Annotated in this window: 16 protein-coding genes; 13 read left to right on the top strand and 3 right to left on the bottom strand. The window is 67.8% G+C overall.

Annotated features, from left to right (window positions below; translation table 11 throughout):
* Positions 1-405: 405 nt before the first annotated feature.
* The 6 genes from ACFQVC_RS21650 to ACFQVC_RS21625 all read left to right on the top strand — a co-directional run bounded on the left by ACFQVC_RS21650 (position 406) and on the right by ACFQVC_RS21625 (position 9,541).
* Positions 406-1,152 carry a CpaE/TadZ family protein gene (locus ACFQVC_RS21650; RefSeq protein WP_381832608.1) on the top strand — a complete coding sequence of 249 codons (747 nt, stop codon included), beginning with the start codon at positions 406-408 and terminating at the stop codon, positions 1,150-1,152.
* On the top strand, positions 1,149-5,165 hold the full coding sequence (gene eccCa / locus ACFQVC_RS21645; RefSeq protein ID WP_381832606.1) for a type VII secretion protein EccCa: 4,017 nt from the start codon (positions 1,149-1,151) through the stop codon (positions 5,163-5,165). Before ACFQVC_RS21650 ends, eccCa begins: the two co-directional genes overlap by 4 nt.
* Positions 5,162-6,568, top strand: a complete 1,407-nt coding sequence (locus ACFQVC_RS21640) for a DUF6177 family protein (protein ID WP_381832603.1) — start codon at positions 5,162-5,164, stop codon at positions 6,566-6,568. The genes eccCa and ACFQVC_RS21640 overlap by 4 nt, the downstream gene beginning before the upstream one ends.
* 11 nt (positions 6,569-6,579) lie before the next feature.
* On the top strand, positions 6,580-7,191 hold the full coding sequence (locus ACFQVC_RS21635) for a DUF1877 family protein (protein ID WP_381832600.1): 612 nt from the start codon (positions 6,580-6,582) through the stop codon (positions 7,189-7,191).
* A gap of 170 nt (positions 7,192-7,361) precedes the next feature.
* Positions 7,362-8,312: a MerR family transcriptional regulator gene (locus ACFQVC_RS21630; RefSeq protein ID WP_381832597.1), complete on the top strand. Its 951-nt coding sequence runs from the start codon at positions 7,362-7,364 to the stop codon at positions 8,310-8,312.
* A gap of 14 nt (positions 8,313-8,326) precedes the next feature.
* The gene (locus ACFQVC_RS21625; protein ID WP_381832594.1) at positions 8,327-9,541 is read left to right on the top strand and encodes an MFS transporter; all 1,215 of its coding nucleotides are present in this window, start codon (positions 8,327-8,329) and stop codon (positions 9,539-9,541) included.
* 166 nt (positions 9,542-9,707) lie between these two features.
* On the opposite strand, the gene ACFQVC_RS21620 is transcribed toward ACFQVC_RS21625, so the two are convergent.
* Together ACFQVC_RS21620 and ACFQVC_RS21615 are read right to left on the bottom strand one after the other, a co-directional pair.
* On the bottom strand, positions 9,708-10,049 hold the full coding sequence (locus ACFQVC_RS21620) for a restriction system modified-DNA reader domain-containing protein (RefSeq protein ID WP_381832591.1): 342 nt from the start codon (positions 10,047-10,049) through the stop codon (positions 9,708-9,710).
* A 9-nt stretch (positions 10,050-10,058) separates the two neighbouring features.
* Positions 10,059-10,829 carry a hypothetical protein gene (locus ACFQVC_RS21615; protein ID WP_381832588.1) on the bottom strand — a complete coding sequence of 257 codons (771 nt, stop codon included), beginning with the start codon at positions 10,827-10,829 and terminating at the stop codon, positions 10,059-10,061.
* Between the two features lie 353 nt (positions 10,830-11,182).
* Between ACFQVC_RS21615 and ACFQVC_RS21610 the strand changes: the two genes are divergently transcribed.
* Positions 11,183-11,662: an ATP-binding protein gene (locus ACFQVC_RS21610; protein WP_381832585.1), complete on the top strand. Its 480-nt coding sequence runs from the start codon at positions 11,183-11,185 to the stop codon at positions 11,660-11,662.
* Here the strand turns inward: ACFQVC_RS21610 and ACFQVC_RS21605 are convergent.
* A complete protein-coding gene (locus ACFQVC_RS21605) occupies positions 11,650-12,444 on the bottom strand; it encodes a helix-turn-helix domain-containing protein (protein WP_381832582.1) in 795 nt (264 codons plus the stop codon). The genes ACFQVC_RS21610 and ACFQVC_RS21605 overlap by 13 nt on opposite strands.
* A gap of 478 nt (positions 12,445-12,922) precedes the next feature.
* On the opposite strand from ACFQVC_RS21605, the gene ACFQVC_RS21600 reads away from it, so the two are divergent.
* The 6 genes from ACFQVC_RS21600 to ACFQVC_RS21575 all read left to right on the top strand — a co-directional run bounded on the left by ACFQVC_RS21600 (position 12,923) and on the right by ACFQVC_RS21575 (position 17,929).
* Positions 12,923-13,282 (top strand): hypothetical protein, encoded by a 360-nt coding sequence (locus ACFQVC_RS21600; protein ID WP_381832579.1) that lies wholly within the window; start codon positions 12,923-12,925, stop codon positions 13,280-13,282.
* A 299-nt stretch (positions 13,283-13,581) separates the two neighbouring features.
* Positions 13,582-14,163, top strand: coding sequence for a hypothetical protein (locus ACFQVC_RS21595; RefSeq protein ID WP_381832576.1), 582 nt, complete (start codon positions 13,582-13,584; stop codon positions 14,161-14,163).
* An 85-nt stretch (positions 14,164-14,248) separates the two neighbouring features.
* Entirely contained in the window at positions 14,249-14,929 is a 681-nt protein-coding gene (locus ACFQVC_RS21590; RefSeq protein WP_381832573.1) for an SAF domain-containing protein, read from the top strand.
* Positions 14,926-15,747 (top strand): hypothetical protein, encoded by an 822-nt coding sequence (locus ACFQVC_RS21585; RefSeq protein WP_381832570.1) that lies wholly within the window; start codon positions 14,926-14,928, stop codon positions 15,745-15,747. The genes ACFQVC_RS21590 and ACFQVC_RS21585 overlap by 4 nt, the downstream gene beginning before the upstream one ends.
* Positions 15,744-17,072, top strand: coding sequence for a CpaF family protein (locus tag ACFQVC_RS21580; RefSeq protein WP_381832567.1), 1,329 nt, complete (start codon positions 15,744-15,746; stop codon positions 17,070-17,072). The genes ACFQVC_RS21585 and ACFQVC_RS21580 overlap by 4 nt, the downstream gene beginning before the upstream one ends.
* A complete protein-coding gene (locus ACFQVC_RS21575; RefSeq protein WP_381832564.1) occupies positions 17,069-17,929 on the top strand; it encodes a type II secretion system F family protein in 861 nt (286 codons plus the stop codon). Before ACFQVC_RS21580 ends, ACFQVC_RS21575 begins: the two co-directional genes overlap by 4 nt.
* Positions 17,930-17,945 lie beyond the last annotated feature (16 nt).

Below are 17,945 nucleotides of genomic sequence, written 5' to 3'. Positions count from 1 at the left end.
GGGCAGGCCACCGCTTCCTCCACCAGAAGCGCACCTCCAATGCCGCCCCCTACAGCGAGCACCTCTCCGCAACCACCCGCGCCAGCAGCACCCCAGCACCAACAGCCCACTGTTGGCACGCCACCAGCCGCATCCCACCAACCCGCGCCTGCGCAGAACGTTGCTCCCGCCCCGCGTCCACAATCCCAACGCCCGGCCCCTCGCGCCTCCCGCGGCCCTCGCGTGCCCGCCTCCACCCCGGAGTCCGTGCCGACGGTCGACCCCCGTCTCGCCGGAGCCGTCGGTCGGCCCCTGCGCGGCGATTCGGCGGCCAGGCGTACGGGACGTTCCCTGCGTAAGCTCACAGCCTCGGCCTCTCAGGAAGTGGCGGAGGAGACCGGGATCGCACGGGAGTTGCAGCAGCCGGTGACCACGGGTCGAGTGATCGCCGTGACGTCGATCAGGGGCGGTGTCGGCAAGACGACGGTCTCGGCGCTGATGGCTCGTACGTACAACCACTACCGCCACGATCCCGTTCTCGCCCTTGAGGCCGATGCGGCTCTGGGCACGCTGCCGGTGCGCCTCGGTGCGGAAACGGTTCGCTGGTCGTGCGCGGACCTCGCACACATTCTGCAGCCGTCGATGCTGTTGACCGACGTGACCGGCTACTTGGTGCCGGTGGCGGACGGCGGCTGGCTGCTGCCCGCCAGCCAGGGCCGTGTGGGTGCGCCGCTCGACATCGAGACATACCGGACCGTGACGCTCGCCCTGCGCCGCTACTTCGGTGTGACGGTGGTGGACTGCGAGTCGCTGCCCGGTGCAGTAGCGCGCACGGCCATGGACACCGCACACGCCCGCGTCGTGGTCGCCCCGATGACGGCGGAGGGCGTCAACGGAACCCGTGCCGTCCTGGACTGGCTGTCCGGGCTGCCGCATTCGGCGCTGGCCAGCACGGTGGTGGCGCTGACGGCGAGTTCTCCGCACACAACGCTCGACGCGAAGGCAGCCGCAGCGCACCTGCGCGAAACGGGCGTCAGCGTCGTCACGATCGACTACGACCGTCATCTGGGCGCCGGAGGGCCCATCCACAACACGATGCTCGGACAGACCACCCGGCAGGCGGCCGCGCGCCTGGCCGCCGAGGCCCTGCAACTCGCGGTGAGGGTGCCGTGACACAGCAACTCATCCACCGGCCCGCCCGCAGCACCCGCCCCCTGGCCGTCGCCGAAACGCGCACGATCGAGCCGCCGCCGAACCTGCCCGAAGGCAAGATCGGCAATGCCGCCACTTCGCTGCTGCCGCTCGCGGGCGTGATGGGTTCGGTCGTGATGATGACCGTGATCCGCAACAGCCAGTTCGCCGCGATCGGGGCCATTGTGCTGGTCTTCGCGCTGCTCGGTGCCGTGGCGCTGTTCGTCTCGCAGCGTGGCAAGGCCCAGCGCACTCGGCGGGCCCAGCGCGAGCGGTATCTGGAGTATTTGGAGGAGACCCGCGCCGAGTTGAGTGCCGCGGAGCAGGAGCGGCGCGAGCGGGCGCGACTGCTCAATCCGGCGCCTGAGGCGTTGTACGACATCGTGCGCGATCCGGCGCGCGTGTGGGAGCGGCGCCGCCTGGACCCGGACTTTCTGCGGGTGCGGATCGGCACCGGCGACGTTCCGGTGCAGTCCATCGAGATCGGCCAGCACACCGGCACAGTGCTGACACCGCCCGATCCGTTCATGCTCAATGAGGCCCGCGCGCTCCTCGCCCGCTACTCGCAGACCAGCGAGTTCCCGCTGACGGTTCCGTTGGACAGGGCCGGCAACATCAGCATCGTCGGCGACCGCGAAGGCGTGCTGCGCGTCGCCCGGGCCCTGCTGATTCAGACCACCGTCCTGCACGCTCCGGCCGACGCCACCCTCGCACTGTCCACACCCGATGACCGGGTCGCGGACTGGGAGTGGGCCAAGTGGCTGCCACACGTCCTGGACCCGGACCAGCACGACGGCCCCGTCTCCGCGCGCCGGATCGCACCGAGTCCGGAGCAGCTGTCCGAGCTGCTGCGTCCTGATCTGCGGCGACGTGCCTCATACGCCGCAGAGGTACGGCGCGGGCTGTCCGACCGCCATGCACTGAAGCTCACCGACCGGCTCGTCGTCGTCAGTGATGAGTACGGCGGCACGGCCGTCGAGCTTCCCCGGCCCGATGTGGCGGTGGGCCTGGCCGATATGGGCGTCACGGTGCTGCACCTGCTTGAGCAGCAGGTGCACGAACCCGACCAGGTATCGGTCCGTATCACCGTCGAGGGCGAGAAGGTCACGGTCGAGGATCTACGCATACCCGACGCGCCCCTGTCGCACGGCATCGCGGATGCGGTGAGCACGCCGGGCGCGGAAGGGCTCGCTCGCATGCTGGCGCCGCTACGGCTGTCCGCCGAGTCGGTCGCCGAAGGCACGCCTGTCTCCGGTTCTGTGGACTTCCCAGGGCTGCTGCACATCGACGATCCGGCCGCCCTGGACCTGGCCCGCCTGTGGGCCACTCGGAGCGAACGCGACTTCCTGCGCGTTCCCATCGGCGTCGACGACCGCCACAGGCCCGTACTCCTGGACCTCAAGGAGTCCTCCGAGCTGGGCATGGGTCCACACGGGCTGTGTGTGGGCGCCACCGGATCCGGCAAGTCGGAGCTTCTTCGTACGCTGGTCCTCGCTCTGGTCGCCACACACGCCCCGGACGATCTGGCGCTGGTCCTGGTCGACTACAAGGGTGGCGCCACCTTCGCGCCGTTCACCGACCTGCCGCACGTCGCGGGCGTCATCACCAACCTGGAAAACCAGGCCGGCCTCGTCGAGCGCGTGCACACCAGCCTCTCGGGAGAGGTCAAGCACCGTCAGCAGGTACTGAAGGACGCGGGCAACGTCGCCGACATCAGCCACTATGCCGCGCTGCGTGAACAGCGTCCCGACCTTGGCCTGGAGCCGCTGCCGCACCTCTTCGTGGTCATCGACGAGTTCGGTGAACTGCTCACCGCCAAGCCGGACTTCATCGACCTGTTCCTGTCCATCGGACGCATCGGGCGATCGATCGGCGTACACCTGCTGCTGTCCAGCCAGCGCATCGAGGCCGGCAAGCTCAAGGGCCTGGAGACCTATCTCTCCTACCGGCTCGGTCTGCGTACGTTCTCCGCTGACGAGTCACGCACTGTCCTGGACACCGTCGACGCCTTCAACCTGCCGCCGCTGCCGGGGTTCGGTTTCCTCAAGGTCGACACCTCGACGTACGAGCGTTTCAAGGCCGGATTCGTCTCCGGCCCCTACACGGGGCCCGCCCTGCGGGGAGTGGAAGACGACGAGCCGCTCGCCTGGGCCTACTCCACCTTCAGCTCCCTGCGCGCCGACGGGGCCGAGGCAGGGGCCGCCGAACCGGCCATGCCCAAGCGCGAGGCCGGCCCGAGCGTGATGTCGGTGATGGTCGACCAACTGGCCGCCGCGGCCGACCCGGTGCGCCGCATCTGGCTGCCACCCCTGCCCGACGCGATCAGCCTGGACGCGGCCGCAGGCCCCCTGCAGGTCGGCGAGCGCGGCATGCAACTCGACCACCGGCCGGGCTACTTGCAGGCCCCGCTCGGCGTCCTCGACGATCCGGCCAAGCAGTGGCAGGGCCGATGGGTCCTGGACCTCACGGCCGCCGGCGGGCACGCCGCGGTCATCGGCGGACCACAGTCCGGCAAGACCACCCTACTGCGCACCCTCGCCTTGTCCCTCGCGCTGAGCCACACCCCGCCCGAACTCGCGCTCTACGGCCTCGACTTGGCCGGCGGCGGACTCAGCGCGCTGGCGAAGCTGCCGCACGTCGGCGGCATCGCAGGCCGCGCGGACCGTGAACGCGCCGCGCGTACCGTCGCCGAAGTGCGCACCATGCTCGACGAGCGCGAGGAGCTCTTCCGCCGGCACGGCATCGACTCCATCGACCAGCTCCGCTCCCTGCGCGCACAAGGACAGCTGCCACAGCTGCCGTCCACGGACATCGTCCTGCTGATCGACGGATTCGGGGCGCTGCGCGACGAGTTCACCGAGCTCGAAGACGCCGTCGCCGACCTCCTCAAGCGCGGCGGCGGATACGGCATCCATGTCGTCGCGGGCGTGCTGCGCTGGAACGACATCCGCATCGCCACCCAGTCGATGTTCGGCACCCGCCTCGAACTGCGCCTCAACGACCCATCGGACTCCAGCATCGACCGCAAGCTGTCCGAAACCCTCAGCCCCGACCAGCCCGGCCGCGTCCTGACCGACGACAAGCTGTTCGCCCAGACCGCACTGCCCCGCATCGACACGGCCACTTCCGCGGGGGACCTGGGCCCCGCCTTGGAGGAGGCGGCTCGCACGCTGCGCGCCACCTGGCACGGCGACCTCGCGGCCCCTGTCCGCGTCCTGCCCACGCAACTGTCGGCGGCTAAACTGCCCAGCGTCACCGCCGAACCCCACCGGACCCCGGTCGGCGTCGACCAGGACGCCCTCGCCCCGGTGAACCTGGATCTGTTCGGCTCCGACCAGCACCTACTGGTCCTCGGCGACAGTGAATGCGGCAAGACCAATCTGCTCAAGCTGATCGTCGAGCAGCTCACCGCCCGCTACACGGACGAGGAGTTGGTCTTCGGCGTCTTCGACCCGCGGCGCGGCCTGCGCGGCCTCGTCCCCGAGCCCTACCGCGGCGGCTACGCCTACAACACCAAACTGGCCAACGCCCTGGCCACCGGCATCGCGAAGGAACTCGACAAGCGCATGCCGGACGAGAGCGTCAACCACGACACCCTCACCAACCTCGTCACCTTCCGCGGGCCGCGCATCGTCATCCTCATCGACGACTACGACATCCTCACCACCGCAGGCCAGCAGCCCCTGGAACCCTTCCTCCCCTACATCTCCTCCGCGCAGGACATCGGCCTGCACTTCGTCCTCGCCCGCCGGGTCGCAGGCCTGTCCCGGGCCATGTACGAACCCTTGCTGACCACGCTGCGCGAATCCGGCACCAGCGCTCTGGTCATGACCGGCGAGCGCACCGAGGGCCAGCTCTTCCCGGGCCTGTACGCGAGCACGCAACCGCCCGGCCGGGGCACCCTCGTCCGGCGCGGCCGCGCACACCAGCTCATCCAGACCGCTCTGACCCCTCTGACCGAGACCGCAGCGAACGACGAGGCAGCACGACCGTGACCAAGGACGTCATCGCCCTCACCGAGAAGATGCCCGACCCGGCATCGATCCTGGCGGGCCTGTATGCCGGCGGCCCCGACCTGGGCATCCAGGCGGTGGCCGACGGCGCGGTCATCCAGCTCTGCACCCCGCAGGGACACCCCCTTGTCTCCGTCGAGGCGCCATTGCTCCTCCAAGTCCCTGGCGAGGCCGCACGCCTACTGGGGTCCGAAATCACCGTGCCCGAGGGGCCGTTGTGGTGGACGGAACTGCACGCCTCCAGCGCCGCCCCCGAAGCCGAACGCCTGGCCGCCACTTTCGCGGGCCGACTCACCACCATCCTCGGCGGCACTACCTGGCCGGCGTACGCGAACTCGACCGAAGTCGTCCCCCTCAGCTCAGAAAGCGCGGCCCTGCCTAGCCAGGACGACACCTTGCCGACGGCGGACATGCACACGGACAAGGCCACCGTCGTCCTGACCGACCGCCCCGTCCTCGCACTGTCGGCATGGCTCTCGAACCTCCTGCGCACCGCCATACAGGAAGAACGAGCCCTGCAGATCGTCACCCCGCCGCACACCCACCTCACCATCGCCGCCCGCACGGCACTGAGCGCGCAGCAAGGGAGCTGGGTCGTCCCAAACGACGTCCACGGCTACTACGACGGGTTCAGCGGCGCCGTACTGCACTGGCAGGACGGATCCTTCACCCCCGTACGCAACAACGACGGCAAGACACCCGTCGCGCAACCCTTCACCGCGTTCACCGACACCGGGGAACGCCAACTCGTCCTCACCCTGGGCACGGTCCACGAGGCCGGCGAAGACCTCGTCCTCGGCGGAGCCTTGGAAGCGGCGTGGCAGGCATTGACGGGAGCGGCGCCGGGCGGCTGGAGCACGGCCGAACCCGTGAACCTGCCGTGGTCAAAACGCCAGTTGACGGACCTGGCCCGCAGTCGCGCCCCGCAGCCCACACTGCTGACGGTCGTCGGAGCCCCCGATCGCCCTGCCGTGGCCAACCTTCGCGTCAGCCGCACCACGGCCGGAGTGGAGGAGCACATCACCATGACTCTCGGATACGCCGCAGGAGAAGCCCCGCCGCTGGAGACACTCGACTCCCTTGCAGTGACGCTCTCCGCGGACCACGGACTGGCCTCCATGCTCACCTCCCTGCGCCCGGCACGCCACGACCTGTCGGTCCCCCCACACGCCGAACCCGCCCCCATGCCCGTCTCCTTCACCCTCGGCGCCGACGCCGTCCAGAACATCGGCATGAACCACGCCCTTCGGCCACCCATGGAGCTCACGCCACGCCAACTCGGGCCCGCGGCCCGTCCAGTCGTGCACTACGCCCTCGGAGACGGCTCGGACAAGCAGGCCTGGCCTCGCCTACGGGAGCTGACCCAGCACCTCAAGAAGGCCTGAGAGGCGACGGCATGGGCTTCTGGCTCTTCCTCACCCGCCACGACCCCACCGAAGTCCATACCCTTCTGGACCACCCGGACGGACCCGAGGCCGGCCGAGCGCTGCTCTACGACCACCACGGCGAGGACACGCATCCCGAACCCACGGGCCCCGTCCGGCTCCGCACCCTGGAAGAGGCCAACACGACCCGCACCTGGGACGCACTGCACCTGCTGTTCACCGGCTGCTCCGACTACGGCCTGGACGGCGACAGGCTCGACGAGGACCAGCCGGTGGGAGAGCCTCCGGCCCGGGACGTCATCTGGGGCGGACTCGTCATCACCCCGACCGGCGAGGCCTCAAGGCCGGGCTGGGATGACCTGCTCTTGCTCGATCCCGCCGAAGTGCGTGCAGTAAACAGCTTCCTGAGCTCCCTGGACCGGGACGCTCTCATTGCCGAACGCTACGAGTTCCTCGCAAGTGAAGGCCCGTACTCCTTTGGTCTGGCAGCCCCACCGGAAGCGGATTCCGCGACCGGCAACATGGTCCAAAGCGGCGCGCTCGCCCGGGATTTCGATGTCCTGCGCAACTTCTACGCCCGCGCCGCCGCGGCCGGTAACGCCGTCATCAAGTCCATCGGCTGACCACATGGCCGAGGCGTCGCGAGCCAAACTTCGGACCCCGTCATTTGGGCGCCGTGTCCGGACAACTGCCCAATGCCCATCAGAACCCGCCTGCAGGTCTTCTCGGCCAGGCCAACCTGGTGCCCAGGGGAGCTTGAGTCTCCCGTAGGGGGAGACGCGAGGGTGAGGGCATGAACGACGAGACGCTCTATTCGATCGGCGATCTGGCCCGGCGAACGGGTTTGACGGTGAAGGCCATCCGGTTCTACGCCGACAACGGGATCGTGCCACCGACCGACCGCACCCCGTCCGGATATCGCCAGTACGACTCCGATGCTGTTGCCCGGCTTCAATTCGTGCGCACCCTGCGTGAGTTGGGAATCGACCTGACTACGATCCGCAGGGTCGTGGACCGGGAAGCCTCGCTGGCGGCCGTCGCGGCGGCGCATGCCGAGGCACTGGACGTGCAGATCCGCGTCCTGCGACAGCGCCGCGCTGTGCTGAAGTCCGCGGCGACGCGCGGCTCCACTCCCCAGGAAATAGAGCTGATGCACAAGTTGGCCTGTCTGTCCGAAGCCGAACGGCAGTGTCTGATCGACGACTTCCTCGATTCTGTGTTCTCCGGTCTGTGCGATCACCCCGCGTTTGCGGCAGTCACCCGCTCGCTGACGCCGGAGCTGCCCGACGATCCCGACCCCGAGCAGATCGAGGCGTGGGTGGAGCTGGCCGAGCTGTTCCAGGACCGCGATTTCCGCACCACGTTGCACGGCATGGCCCAGGACCTCGCGGTCGACAGGTCCTCGGACGACACCGCAGGCCTGCCCCGGACCCTTGCCGAAGCCGTCCGGGTCCAGGCGACGCCGGCCCTCAACGCGGGTGTCGAACCGGACTCGGCTGAAGCGGAGCCGATCGTTGCCGCACTCGTTGCCCACTATGCGCGCATCCGCGGCTACCCGGCCTTGCACGATCCCCGTGACCACTACCGACACATTGCTGAACATCTGGAGCAGATGAACGACCCGCGCCGAGACCAGTACCTATCTCTGCTGGCCGTTATCAACGGCTGGCCGGCGCCCGGAAGTCTGGGCCCCGTACTGACTTGGTCCACCGCGGCACTGCGCACACGGGATCCGCGGCGGTGAGCCGATCGCGTATCGTGTCCGCCACCGCAGCCCCGGGCCGCCGGGACGCGTCGAGATTTCTTGCCGACTACCACACATTGACGCGGGTGCCCCGATTCTGGCTCATGGCCACCGTTGGCATGGTGTCCAAGCTGGCCGCGAGCATGACCAGCTTAAGTCTGTTACTCCTGGTCAGCAGCTCGTATTCGTATGGAACCGCCGGGCTGGCGGTGAGCTGCTCCATTCTCGGCCAGGGCCTGACCGCCCCGTTGCGGGGCCGGTTCATCGACCGCTATCCAGTCCGCTCAGTCCTGCTGAGCTGTCTCGTCCTCCACCTCACCGTCACCATCGCCCTGATGGCGACGGTACGAAGTGGCGGTGCTGCCACGGTGGTCTACGCACTGGCCGCAGCCGTCGGTGGGAGTGCTCCACCTGTCGCGGTCATGATGCGTTCCATCTGGCACAGCGCCACGGACGGCACGACGCTGAGCACGGCCATGGCGCTCGATGCCTCCATGATGGGCGCCGCGCTGATCGTCGGACCGGTGCTTGCCAGCTGGCTCAGTCTGAGGCTCTCGCCTCTTGTGCCGTATGCGGCTATCACGGCGATGACGGTCCTCAGCGTCGGTCTGGTGGCCACTTCATGCTCTGTGCCCGTGCGTTCGGCACCGCCCGGGCACTGGCTGGGGCCGCTGGCGTCACCGCCGTTGCGGCGCCTGCTGACCGTCAACGCTCTCTTCGTCATGGCCGTGACGGCCGTGGACGTGGTGCTGCCGATGCATGCTCGGCAGGTGCACGCGATGGAGCTGACCGGCCTGTACTTGGGCCTCCTGGCTGTCGGCAGCGTTTTGGGGAGCTTTGCTCTGGGAGCGGCCACTCAGCGCCTGCCCCGCAGGCTCGAACTCCCCGTACTGCTAGGGCTGTTCACGGTTGGCTCAGCCGCACTGGCTGCGGCCACACAGTTCTCGCCGCTCGTGGTGCTCGCGGTCTGCCCCGTTGCCGGGCTGGTCATCGGGGCACTCTTCGCCACCCTGCGTACCACAGGCGGCGATCTGGCCCCGGTCGGATATGTCACCGAAACCATGTCCTGGCTGAGCACCCTCGACATGGTCGGCGGCGCGGCAGGGGCAGCTGTCTTCGCCTATCTCGCCGATACAGAAGGAAGCGGCACGGCGTTGATCCTCATTCCCGTGCTGATTGCGACAGCGGCGGCAGTCAGCTGTCGAGTCCAGGTCCGGCAACATCATTGACTCTGCCGTGGCTCGACGGAATTGAGCTGCGCGACGATATGCCGGACGCCTTCGTCGTCCGGCTCCAGGGCCGCGCGCCGGTGACGATTCCATTGGGCATAGCTACTCACCCCGAAGCGGTATCGCCCAGTTCCTCGTCAACGTCGAGCTGGCGCAGACTTGAGCTCTACTTCTTGCTGGCGTCCAGTTGGCATGCGTGCCGGTGGCGGATCTTCAGCAGGGTGACGTCGTCCTGATCCACGTGGTCGCGAGCGTGCCAGAAGCCCCACCCTCGATCCGTGATCTTCACCTGCTGGGGCGATGTCCCTCTTGCCAGATGCTTCACCGCAACTGCGGCACCGGATGCGCTCGTGTAGGTGGCGCCGTTGAACTGGATCGATCCGTCTTGACGGAGCTCGGCCGTGTAGCGCTTCTTCAGATAGCTCGCGGTCAGCGGGCCGGGCTTGAGACGTCCCGAGCTGATGAGGTCCGCCAGGGTGAGGGAACGTTCGGTGTCCGTGATCTTCACGATGGGTGACTAGGTCTGCCCGTCTGCCGCTGCCACCCGAGTTGCTCGGGCGGGTGCCGGGGCCGCGGGCTTCGCTGGAATCGGCGTCGTTGGCGAGAACTCAAACGTGGCTCGCATCCGTGCAACCGACTGCTCAAGGGCTTGTCGCGACAGCGTGGGGAGGAGTGGTGAGAGTGTGTCGAGCAGTCCTTTGTTCAGCGGATCAGCCGGATCGAACAATTTGCTCAGTACGGAGCTGACTTGCTGGTCGTATGTCGCCGCTTCCCACAGTCGCTGCACATTCCCGGCACGCAATTGGTCCTTGCTCAGCAGCAACAGCACGCGGAGGAGTTCCTCCCCGGGCCGGTTGCCGCTATCACTGATCCGTACAGCCCGGTAGAAGCGGTCCGGCCCCGCCACTGCGGCGTGGGCGTTGTAGATGCGCCACTCGTCGCCGTTCGTAATGACGGCGCAAGGCGCACCGGTATCCGTGGCATAGCTCAGGACCTGGCTCACGATCGCGTAGTCCGAGACGTTCGTGCCCAAGGCCTTGGCCTCCACGACGGCGATGGGATGCTGCGGGCGATCAGCAAGGATCAGTGCGTAATCAGCCGGTTTGGACCGAGAGGCATGCCGATATTCGCGTTCTACTTCGTCGGCGTTGCTGGTGTCCCAACCGAGGGCGCGGAGCACCACTTCGACCAGGGTCGCTTTGGTGTTGTCCTCGTTGATCTTTCTGCGCCCTCGGTAATCGTCGATCTTCCTCGCGCACTCGACGAGCGCCGCGCGCAGATCATTCACCCCGGCCCCTCCCACCCCTCGCTCTCATTCGCTTGATTCTCGCAGAGCTGCGGTCTGGGAGAACCTCGGTGCGGCAATGAGACTTCACAAGCTCACGAGATCGCAAAAGCACTTCAGAGAGCACGGTTCCGCTCTTCCCCGGACCCACGGTGTCGTGGTCGCGTCCCAATCGCGGTAAGCCGGGAGGCCACCATGGTGTCCACCGTCCTGTTCACCCTCGCCCTGCTCTCATCCGTTGCCCTGACCGGCGCCCCTCTCTTGGCCGCCGAGGCCCGTGTGTGTGCACGTCCGGGCAGAGGCCGTCACCGTCGCGTCACCCACGGGCGGCACGCCGCGCGCGGAGGTGTGGCTCGATGACCGTCACACCATTCCACCGCCGTAACTACTTGGTGTACCGGTGGACCAGCTGCACCCCGAACCCGGCAGCAGAAGCCCGTACTGCTCTACGCCGTGCCCTCGTACGGCAAGGCCTCCCTGGTGACTTGATCAACGACGCAGTGCTCACGGTCTCCGAGCTCGTGGCCAATGCGGCCGAGCATGCCTGCGGTCCCTATGAGGTGCGGGTCCGGTGCGGCGAGAAGGGGATCGTCTGCCATGTGCGTGACGGGGACCCTGCTATCCCGCACGTGCCTGCCTATCCCGCAGCAGCTCCCTTCGAGCCGGACCCGGCAGACCGAGGAGGTGGTCTCGACGCCCTGTGCGTGTTGCTCACCGAGCACGGACGCGGCCTTCGGATCGTCGATCACCTCACCCGCGGGATCTGGGGATTCCGAAGTGCCGGAGGCATCAAGACCGCCTGGGCAGCGTTCGCCAGAGCGCCTTACGAGCGCTGACCGGGGACGAAGTGAATCGAGATCTGGAGCCCGCCCGGCAGCGCCGCGGTGATGGCCGGCACGCAGCAGATGCCGAACCTCGGGTGCCTCAGCTGACGTACGTAGACGACAGGGCTGACCCGGGCTGCTTGCTGGCGCCAGTCGACCGAAGCCGTCGGGTGGGCTTCCAGCTGTGCGACCAACTTCTGGAGCAGTGGGTCTGTGGGGCAGTTGCTGTACGCGGTGCGCAGGCGGGCAACGGCAGAGCGCCGCTCCGCAGAGACTCCGAGGATCCGGTCAGCTGCCTCGTCGCTGAACAGCCAGAGGACTGCGTTGCGTTGGCCGGGCGGCAGCGCCTTCGGATCCGCGAACCACTCGACTACGGCTGCGTTGTACGCCAGCACGTTCCACGCCCGGTCCATGATGGCAGTCGGGTTCGGCTCCATCCTCTGCAGGAACTCGTACTCGGCGATGGTCGGTTCGCGATCTTTCACACAGCTGGGTGGCACCGCGCAGCCTGGGGCCGCGAGAAGGAAGAACAGGTCGCGGTCGGCGCCTTCGATGAGCAGTTGGTCGGCGACCGCTCGAAGCAGGCTCCGGTCCGGCGTGCGGATCTGTCCGCGCTCCAACTGGCCGTAGTATCGCGGGGTGACGCCGATGAGGCGAGCGGCCAGCTGCTGGCTCAGGCCCGAGCGCGGCCGACTGCGATGATCGCACAGCCCCACGCTCTGCGGTGTTAGCCGCGCACGCTGCTGGGTGAGCAGGGATCGGAGGTTCCATCGTCGAGACTCTTCTCCGGTCATCGCACCTGCCCCTGCTGGCTGTTCATGGAGCCCACCGCGCCTGTGGTTGATGATGCGCCGAGATGACCACGCAGCGACCGATCACGCTGCGTAGCCACTCGAATGAGTGATGGTGTCTCTTCTCGCGCTGTTCGAGGTAAACGTTCCGTCTGCAGCTGACCGGGAAATTAGGAACGGACTGTTCCTGTTTATCTGGTTGGGACCTACGAAGCCGCGGGTATCCAGGTCACTTGACGGGCCGAAGGGGTTCTTCCGCCCTTCGTCCGTGATCTGGGGCTGTTGGGATCGGGGGATCATGAGGATCGCATTTGCTCGAGCTGTCCCTGCGATTTGCGCAGGGTTCCTCTGTCTCTCCGCGTGCTCGCCAGCTGATGATGCCGACCCAGGGGCGGACAAGGCACCCCGCAGCACCCATTCGTCCAGCTCGTCCTCACCGCCCGCAGTGCCGGAATCGGGCGCAGTCAAGGCCTACCGGGCGATGTGGGACGACGCCGTTTTCGCGGCCAGGACCTCCGACGCCAAGCACCCCCGGCTCGACGATCACGCTGCCGGCGAAGCTCTCCAACTCTTGCGCCACATGATGGAAAGCGGCAAGAAGCAAAGCGTCGTCACCAAAGGGAAGTTGTCCCTCTCGCCGGAAGTGACAACCGTCAAGGGCAGCACAGTCGAAATTACAGACTGCGCGGACACCACGAACTGGTTGCAGTACAAGCCCGATGGCTCGCTGAAGAATCAGCGCCCTGGTGGCCATCGCCGCATCGACGCCACTGCGGTGGAACGGAAGGGCGCCTGGCAGGTCAAGAAGTTCTACGTACACGAGGTGGGGACATGCGGCTGACTCACTTCGGGTGCTGCACTGCCATCGTCTTCTTGACCGTCGGTGGGGCTTCGGCAGCTCAGGCCGACGACGGCATGGAGAGTTCGACGAACGTCACCTGTTCCGGCGGTGATTCGGGCTGTGGCCTGCAGGCGAGCAGCCAGCAACCCGGCACGCGTCCCAACGGTGGAGGCGAACATCAAGCAGGCGGCATACCTCCTGGACCCCCGGGGGCCGTCCACGGCACAGGCGGCGGAGGCGGAGGCGGAGCGGTCGCCGCAGGGCCTCCGACTCTCTCCTCCTCCGGCTGGGAGTACGGCTTGGGCGACGGTATGGGCATCATGCCGCGGTTCGACGGAGAGGAAGCCGAACCACCTGATCGAGGGGACGGAGAAAACGGAGGGGAAGACCCGCCGCAGGTGTCGGTGAAGGAAGTGGCTCAACATGCCGTCGAGCAGCTGGAGCTGCCCCAGCCGGACATCCGGCTGAGTCCCGACGAGGACGAGTCTCAAGTAGTGCACTTCCCGACCTGGATGTGGTTGTCGCAGACATCCTGGAAGCCCGTTACGGAGACTGCCGAGGTCACGGGAGTGTCCGTAACGGCTACCGCTCGTCCCCAGCGCACAGTTTGGTCCATGGGTGACGGACGACAGGTGGTGTGCAAGGGGCGTGGTACCGCGTTCTCGACCGAGTACGCCGCCGACGCCATGTCCCCTGACTGCGGACACATCTACCGGCGTTCCTCGGCAGGTAGCCCGGGAGATGCGTACACCCTGACGGCCACACTCGTCTGGGATGTGACCTGGGAGGGCGAAGGAGAGCAGGGGGCTGTGCCAGGGCTTCAGACGACGTCCGAGCGGAAGGTCACCGTTTCGGAAGTGCAGGCAGTGGTGGTCCGCTAGCGGACTCGCGCATTCGACAAGACCCGGCTCGCGGCGCGGGCGGGGAGCAACGCAACACTCCAAGGGGTGACATGTGGGTACCTCCATGTCTTCTTCGGCTCCGCCCGCGTCGCGCAGATGGGCGCCGGGAGGGCCGGAGCGACGGCAGAACGTCCCGACCGGAAGTCCACGGCGCAAGCCTGGCTGGATCATCGGCGGGGCGGCGGTCGTCGCCGCGTGTGCGGTGGTTGTGGCCGTACTCACCTCGGCTGCCGGGCGCCGCGACACCGTGTTGGTGGTCGTCCGCGATCTCCCAGCCGGTCATGTGCTGCAGCGCGGTGATCTGCGGACGGCCGAAGTCGCCGCTGACAGCGGCGTCGTACCGGCTTCAAGGGCCCGCGACTTGGCCGGGAGGGTCCTGCGCATGCCTCTGGCCAAAGGGGCGTTGCTTGCTCCGGGGGTGATCGGCTCGTATGGCGTGTACCCCGGTGAGGGACGCGCCGAAGTCGCCGTGCCCCTGGATCCGGGAGCGGCGCCGCCCCGTCTCCAAGAAGGCCAGCACGCCTATCTCACTACCGGCCCCGACACCACCACCGACGCGAAGGAGGACGCTGACAAGCGGACGGATGGCGTCATGGGCATCGTGAGCGGAGTTCGCAAGCCCGAGTCCGCCGGGGCACCTCGCGTCGTCACGCTCATCGTGGAGACCGGGGCCGCGCAGCGCGCCGTGAAGCTTCCGCATCCACGGCTTGTGGTTCTCCCTGCGGAAGGGAGGCAGGTGCCATGAGGAAGCTTGTCGCTTTTGCCTCGGTGAAAGGCTCGCCGGGGGTCACTTCCAGCACCCTGCTTACTGCTGCGGTCTGGCCCGCCAGTGTGGACCGCGGCGTACGTCCCATCGTCATCGAGGCCGATGCCGCGGGCGGAGACTTGGCTGCGCGTTTCAGCTACTCGTACACACCTGGACTCCTCGACCTCGCGGCGTCCGCACGGCTTCCGCAGCCCGAACCGCTTGCCAGCACGGCTCAGGAACTGCCCTGCGGCGTCCGGACCGTCATCTCTCCCGCCGACACCGACCAGTGCACCGAGGCCGTGCGCCTGGTCGCCGGATACCGGGCCGCCGTGCTGCGAGGCGACCCGGACTACCGCGACACCGTGCTCGTCGACACCGGGCAACTCAGTGGCGAGTCCGTGCCCCTGGTGGCCGCAGCCGACGAACTCGTAGTCGTAAGTCGTGGTGGCGCGGATGCCCTCGCCCATGTCTTCACCCGCCGTGAGCAGCTCAACGAACTCGCCAGTTCCTGGACCCTCGCCGTGGTCGGTGGTTGCCCGTACCCAAGGGAAGAGATCGCCGCGACTCTAGATGTCGAACGCATCGTGTTCCTGCCCTGGGATGTGCGCAGCGCCGCCGTCCTTTGCGGGCGCAGCCTCAAACCGCTTCGCCCACGCGGCTTCGCGCGCCGACCACTACTGACAGCTGCCGAACGGCTCGCCGCCCAGCTCGCTGGTGTCGCAATCCCGGAGCGCCCTGGTCTCGGTGGTTCGCTGGCCCGGCTGAGCGCCGGCCGCAATCCCGTAGCCGAACTGGTCTCGGGAGGCAGCCGGTGAGCAGCGGCGCAGACGAGAGAGAGATCGCCGAGCTGCTCCGGCAGCGGATCTCGGCGCAGGTGTCCACGTACGCCAAGGACCGCGAATCGGCGGGGCTGGATCCAGAGCCGGCGGCAGAACGTCGGGCGCTCGTAGAGCGACTGCTCAGTGAGCAGCTTCAGGTGCACGTGCGCGAGTCCCTGCAGGCAGGCCGCCCGGCGCTGCGCCCGGACGCCGAGGAACGGGTCGGCCGGATCGTCCTTGACTCGCTGTTCGGGGCTGGCGTCCTGGAACGGCTGCTCGCCGACAGGCGGGTCGAGAACATCACGGTGAACGGTTTCGACACCGTATGGATCTACTACGAGGACGGCACCAAGGGGCCCGGCCCGGCCATCGCCTCCTCGGACGAGGAACTCATCGAGATCGTTCGTACCCTCGCCGCCCGCACCGGCAAGGAGGAGCGGCGATTCGATAGAGGCGTACCGCGCCTGAATCTCCAACTTCCCGACGGGTCGCGCCTCTTCGCTCTGATGGCCGTCTCGGAACGCGTGTCTCTCTCCGTACGCCGTCATCGCTTCCGAAACGTCACCCTGGACGAGCTGGTCAAACGTCGCGTCTGCGACGAGCCGCTGGCCGCCCTGCTCTCGGCGCTGGTCAAGGCGCGGAAGAACATCATCGTCGGAGGCGGTACAAACGTCGGCAAGACGACCCTCGTCATGGCACTCGCCCGGGAAATCTCGCCGGAGGAACGGCTGGTGACCATTGAGGACACCTACGAGCTCGGCCTCGGCACGGACCGAACCGCGCACCCCGATGTCGTCGCCCTCCAGGCGAGAGAGGCCAACATCGAGGGCGAGGGTGCCATCGACCAGGCGGAGCTGGTCCGTTGGGGCTTGAGAATGCGCCCTGACCGGGTGATCGTCGGGGAGATCCGAGGTCCCGAGGTCATCCCGATGTGCAATGCCATGTCGCAGGGGAACGACGGCTCGCTCTCTACGATTCACGCCTCCACCTCCCGCGGCGTGTTCACCAAGCTCGCGGCCTACGCGGCCCAAGCCCCCGAGCGGCTGTCCCGCGAGGCCACGAGCCTCCTCGTGGCCTCGGCCGTGCACTTCGTCGTGCACCTGGGTTGGGACCGCGAAGGCGTGCGGGTCGTGGATTCCGTACGACAAGTCGTCGACGCCGAGGACGGACAGATCGTGTCCAACGAGATCTATGCCCCCGGTCCCGACGGCAGGGCGAGGCCCGCCACGCCACTGGCCGAGGACGTTCTCGAAAAACTCGAAACTGCCGGTCTCGACGTCGCGCTCCTGCAACGCGAGTGGTGGAAGGCGAGGGGCGCATGAACACCACGGTGCTCTGGTCGGTCCTGCTCGGCACGGGAATCGGTGTCGGGATGGTGGCCATCATGTACGGGGCCCGGCGTACGCCTCCCTTCCCGAAGCCGCGCCTTGGACGGTGGTTGCCCGAGACATGGCGCGGCAAGAGGCTGGGGACTGCGCTCCTTGCCGGGCTGCTCTCCGTGGCCGTCACCGGATGGCCGGTGGCGGGGGTGCTCTCGGTGGTTGCCGTCCTGGCGTTGCCCGATCTGCTGGCTCCAGATCGTGCAGGGGCGGTACGGCAGCAACGGATGGAAGCCATCGCCACCTGGGCGGAAATGCTGCGCGACACCCTGTCTGTCGCGGCTGGCTTGCAGCAGGCGGTCCTGGCCACTGCAGACGTCGCCCCCTTGGCGCTCCGGACGGAGATCGAAACACTGGCGCGCCGCATCCGGGCTGGGCAGCCGTTCGTGGCCGCGTTGCGCAGATTCGCTGACGACGTCGACGACCCGCTGGCGGACATGGTCGTCGCAGCGCTCACGATGGCCGCTCAGCGTCAGGCCAAGCATCTGTCCTCGCTTCTGGGCGAGTTGGCGGAGACAGTGCGCGAGCAGGTCGCTATGCGGCAGCGGATCGACGCTGGCCGGGCGAGCGTACGCACGTCGGTACGGGTGATCACTGCGGTGACGGTGTTGATGGCCGCTGGACTCGTAGTCCTGAACCGGCCGTATCTGGAGCCGTTCGACACTCCGGTCGGCCAAGTCGGGCTGGCGGTTGTGGGGGTGCTGTTCGGGAGCGGGTTCGTCTGGCTTCGGTCGATCGCGGTCGTGAAGGACGTACCAAGAGTCCTGGGGCGGCGCCGAGATGAGGAGACGCCGTGTTGATTGTGGTAGTGGGTGC

This window comes from Streptomyces monticola (genome assembly GCF_042665355.1).
GTDB classification, from domain to species: Bacteria; Actinomycetota; Actinomycetes; order Streptomycetales; family Streptomycetaceae; genus Streptomyces; species Streptomyces monticola.
The sequence above is the reverse complement of the archived record's forward strand: the minus strand, read 5'-3'. Positions and strand labels throughout refer to the sequence as shown.

Excerpts from the sequence above, each read along its gene's own strand:
- ACFQVC_RS21635 (WP_381832600.1), top strand. The coding sequence starts at position 6,580 with ATGGGCTTCTGGCTCTTCCTCACCCGCCACGACCCCACCGAAGTCCAT.
- ACFQVC_RS21630 (WP_381832597.1), top strand. The coding sequence starts at position 7,362 with ATGAACGACGAGACGCTCTATTCGATCGGCGATCTGGCCCGGCGAACG.
- ACFQVC_RS21610 (WP_381832585.1), top strand. The coding sequence starts at position 11,183 with ATGACCGTCACACCATTCCACCGCCGTAACTACTTGGTGTACCGGTGG.
- ACFQVC_RS21605 (WP_381832582.1), bottom strand. The coding sequence starts at position 12,444 with ATGACCGGAGAAGAGTCTCGACGATGGAACCTCCGATCCCTGCTCACC.
- ACFQVC_RS21600 (WP_381832579.1), top strand. The coding sequence starts at position 12,923 with ATGTGGGACGACGCCGTTTTCGCGGCCAGGACCTCCGACGCCAAGCAC.
- ACFQVC_RS21590 (WP_381832573.1), top strand. The coding sequence starts at position 14,249 with ATGTCTTCTTCGGCTCCGCCCGCGTCGCGCAGATGGGCGCCGGGAGGG.
- ACFQVC_RS21585 (WP_381832570.1), top strand. The coding sequence starts at position 14,926 with ATGAGGAAGCTTGTCGCTTTTGCCTCGGTGAAAGGCTCGCCGGGGGTC.
- ACFQVC_RS21575 (WP_381832564.1), top strand. The coding sequence starts at position 17,069 with ATGAACACCACGGTGCTCTGGTCGGTCCTGCTCGGCACGGGAATCGGT.